The 4,886-nt window shown below is 40.7% G+C and carries 1 protein-coding gene; it reads left to right on the top strand.

The window, feature by feature from the left end:
* Window positions 1-4,886: hypothetical protein (locus ACYQ2E_RS11115; protein ID WP_460018132.1), on the top strand; the 4,886-nt coding region annotated here is incomplete at both ends.

Raw genomic sequence — 4,886 nt, 5'->3', positions numbered from 1 at the left:
GTTTCGGATGACTTGAGTGATAGTGTTTCAGATAATCTGAGCGACTCAGATTCTGATAGTTTGAGTGATAGTGTTTCGGATAATTTGAGTGATTCTGTTTCGGATAGTCTGAGTGATAGTGTTTCAGATAATCTGAGTGATAGTGTTTCGGATGACTTGAGTGATAGTGCTTCAGATAGTTTGAGTGATTCAGATTCTGATAGTTTGAGCGATTCGGATTCAGACAGTTTGAGTGACTCGGATTCTGATAATCTGAGTGATTCTGTTTCGGATGACTTGAGTGATAGTGATTCCGACAGTTTAAGTGATAGTGTTTCAGATAATCAGAGTGATTCGGTTTCGGATTCTCTGAGTGACAGCGATTCGGATAGTTTGAGCGACTCCGTTTCGGATGACTTGAGTGATAGTGTTTCAGATGTTGATAGTGATTCTAATTTTGATAGTGACTCCGTAAGTGACAGTGATTCAGATAATCTGAGCGATTCAGACTCGGATAGTTTGAGTGACAGTGTTTCAGATAATCTGAGCGACTCAGATTCTGATAGTATGAGTGATAGTGTTTCGGATAATCTGAGCGACTCAGATTCTGACAGTTTGAGTGATAGTGATTCAGATAATCTGAGTGATAGTGTTTCGGATGACTTGAGTGATAGTGCTTCAGATAGTTTGAGTGATTCAGATTCTGATAGTTTGAGTGATAGTGTTTCGGATAATCTGAGTGATTCAGATTCTGATAGTTTGAGTGATAGTGTTTCGGATAATTTGAGTGATTCTGTTTCAGATGACTTGAGTGATAGTGTTTCGGATAATCTGAGTGATTCTGTTTCGGATGACTTGAGTGATAGTGTTTCGGATAATCTGAGCGACTCAGATTCTGCTAGTCTGAGTGATAGTGTTTCGGATAATCTGAGTGATTCAGATTCCGATAGTTTGAGTGATAGTGTTTCAGATAATCTGAGCGACTCAGATTCTGATAGTTTGAGTGACAGCGTTTCAGATAATCTGAGCGATTCTGTTTCGGATGACTTGAGTGACAGCGTTTCAGATAATCTGAGTGACTCCGTTTCGGATGACTTGAGTGATAGTGTTTCAGATAATCTGAGCGACTCAGATTCTGATAGTATGAGTGATAGTGTTTCGGATAATCTGAGCGACTCAGATTCTGACAGTTTGAGTGATAGTGTTTCAGATAATCTGAGTGATTCAGATTCTGACAGTTTGAGCGATTCAAACTCAGATTCACTGAGTGACAGTACTTCCGATAGTTTAAGTGATTCGGATTCTGACAGCTTGAGTGATTCTGTTTCGGATGACTTGAGTGATAGTGCTTCGGATAGTCTGAGTGATAGTGATTCAGATAATCTGAGCGACTCAGATTCTGATAGTTTGAGTGATAGCGTTTCGGATAATCTGAGCGACTCAGATTCTGACAGTTTGAGTGATAGTGTTTCAGATAATCTGAGTGATTCCGATTCTGATAGTTTGAGTGACAGCGACTCTGATAATCTGAGCGACTCAGATTCTGACAGTTTGAGTGATAGTGTTTCAGATAATCTGAGTGATTCCGATTCTGATAGTTTGAGTGACAGCGACTCTGATAGTTTGAGTGACAGTGCTTCGGATAATCTGAGCGATTCGGATTCTGACAGTTTGAGTGACAGTGTTTCAGATAATCTGAGTGATTCCAATTCAGACAATTTGAGTGACAGCGATTCTGATAGCTTGAGCGATAGTGATTCAGACAGTTTGAGTGATAGTGACTCTGATAACTTGAGTGATAGCGTTTCAGATAATCTAAGCGACTCCGTTTCTGACAGTTTGAGTGATAGCGATTCTGATAGCCTGAGTGATTCAGATTCCGATAGCTTGAGCGATAGTGATTCCGACAGTTTGAGCGACTCCGTTTCGGATGACTTGAGTGATAGTGTTTCAGATAATTTGAGTGATTCTGTTTCGGATGACTTGAGTGATAGTGTTTCAGATAGTTTAAGTGATTCGGATTCTGACAGCTTGAGTGATAGTGCTTCGGATAGTCTGAGTGATTCAGATTCCGACAGTTTGAGTGATAGTGTTTCGGATAATTTGAGTGATAGTGTTTCTGATAGTCAGAGTGATTCGGTTTCGGATGACTTGAGTGATAGTGTTTCAGATAGTTTGAGTGATTCAGATTCCGACAGTTTGAGCGACTCAGATTCAGATAGTTTGAGTGATAGTGTTTCGGATAGTCTGAGCGATTCTGCTTCGGATGACTTGAGTGACAGTGTTTCAGATAGTCAGAGTGATTCAGATTCAGACAGCTTGAGGGACTCGGATTCAGATAGTCTGAGTGACAGTGATTCTGATAGTCTGAGCGATTCAGATTCTGATAGTCTGAGCGATTCAGATTCTAATAGTTTGAGTGATTCTAATTCAGACAGTTTGAGTGATAGCAATTCTGACAGTTTGAGCGACAGTGATTCAGATAGTCTGAGTGACAGTGATTCTGATAGCTTGAGCGATTCAGATTCTGATAGTCTGAGCGATTCTAATTCAGATAGTCAGAGTGATAGTGTTTCAGATAATCTGAGCGATTCAGATTCCGATAGCTTGAGTGACAGCAATTCTGACAGTTTGAGTGATAGCAATTCCGATAGTTTGAGTGACAGTGATTCGGATAGTTTGAGTGATAGCAATTCCGATAGTTTGAGTGACAGTGATTCCGATAGTTTGAGCGATTCAGATTCAGATAGCTTGAGCGATAGTGATTCTGATAGTTTGAGTGATAGTGTTTCAGATAGTCTGAGTGACAGTGTTTCAGATAGCCTGAGCGACTCCGTTTCGGATGACTTGAGTGATAGTGTTTCAGATAGTTTGAGTGACAGCGACTCCGATAGTCTAAGTGACTCGGATTATGATAGCTTGAGTGATAGCGATTCTGACAGTTTGAGCGACTCCGTTTCGGATGACTTGAGTGATAGTGTTTCAAATAATCTGAGTGATTCAGATTCAGACAGTTTGAGTGACAGTGATTCAGATAGTTTGAGTGATAGTGCTTCGGATAATCTGAGCGATTCGGATTCAGACAGTTTGAGTGACTCGGATTCTGATAGTCTGAGTGATTCAGACTCTGATAGTCTAAGTGATTCCGATTCAGACAGTTTGAGCGACAGTGATTCGGATAGTCTGAGCGACTCAGATTCAGACAGCTTGAGTGATTCAAACTCGGATTCCTTGAGTGACTCGGATTCAGATAATCTGAGCGACAGTAATTCTGACAGTCTGAGCGATTCCAATTCTGATAGCTTGAGTGATAGTGCTTCAGATAGTTTGAGTGATAGTGTTTCAGATAATCTGAGCGATTCCGATTCTGATAGTTTGAGTGATAGTGTTTCGGATGACTTGAGTGATAGTGTTTCAGATAGTTTGAGTGATTCAGATTCCGACAGTTTGAGCGACTCAGATTCAGATAGTTTGAGTGATAGTGTTTCGGATAGTCTGAGTGATTCAGATTCCGACAGTTTGAGTGACAGCAATTCAGACAGTTTGAGTGATAGCAATTCCGATAGTTTGAGTGACAGTGATTCCGATAGTTTGAGCAATTCAGATTCAGATAGCTTGAGCGATAGTGATTCTGATAATCTGAGTGATTCAGATTCAGATAGCTTGAGTGACTCGGACTCTGATAGTTTAAGTGATAGTAATTCAGATAGCTTGAGCGATAGTAATTCAGACAGCTTGAGCGATAGCAATTCCGATAGTTTGAGTAACAGTGATTCAGACAGCTTGAGCGATTCAAACTCTGATTCTCAGAGTGATAGCAATTCCGATAGTTTGAGTGATGGTGTTTCAGATAATCTGAGCGACTCAATTTCTGACAGTTTGAGCGATTCCAATTCAGATAGTTTAAGTGATAGTAATTCAGATAGCTTGAGTGACAGTGATTCTGTTTCGGATGACTTGAGTGATAGTGATTCCGACAGTTTAAGTGATAGTGTTTCAGATAATCAGAGTGATTCGGTTTCGGATTCTCTGAGTGACAGCGATTCGGATAGTTTGAGCGACTCCGTTTCGGATGACTTGAGTGATAATGTTTCTGATAGTCTGAGTGACTCTGTTTCGAATGACTTGAGTGATAGTGCTTCGGATAGTCAGAGTGACTCCGTAAGTGACAGTGATTCGGATAGTTTGAGCGACAGTGATTCAGATAATCTGAGCGATTCTGTTTCGGATGACTTGAGTGATAGTGTTTCAGATGTTGATAGTGACTCCGTAAGTGACAGTGATTCGGATAGTTTGAGCGACTCCGTTTCGGATGACTCGAGTGATAGTGCTTCGGATAGTCAGAGTGATTCAAATTCGGATAGTTTAAGTGATTCAGATTCCGACAGCTTGAGTGACTCGGATTCAGATAGTCTGAGCGATTCTGTTTCGGATGACTTGAGTGATAGTGTTTCAGATAATCTGAGTGATAGTGTTTCGGATGACTTGAGTGATAGTGCTTCAGATAATCTGAGTGATTCGGATTCAGATAGCTTGAGCGATTCGGATTCAGACAGTTTGAGTGACTCGGATTCTGATAGTCTGAGCGATTCTGTTTCGGATGACTTGAGTGATTCAGATTCCGATAGTTTGAGTGATAGTGTTTCGGATAATCTGAGTGATTCCGATTCGGACAGTTTGAGTGATAGTGTTTCAGATAATCTGAGTGATTCTGTTTCAGATGACTTGAGTGATAGTGCTTCGGATAATCTGAGTGATTCGGATTCAGATAGCTTGAGCGATTCGGATTCAGACAGTTTGAGTGACTCGGATTCTGATAATCTGAGTGATTCTGTTTCGGATGACTTGAGTGATAGTGTTTCAGATAATCTGAGTGACTCCGTTTCGGATGACTTGAGTGATAGTGC

The organism is Lactovum odontotermitis, assembly GCF_054658595.1.
Note: the sequence above shows the minus strand (reverse complement) of the source record. Positions and strands in the feature narration are given on the sequence as shown.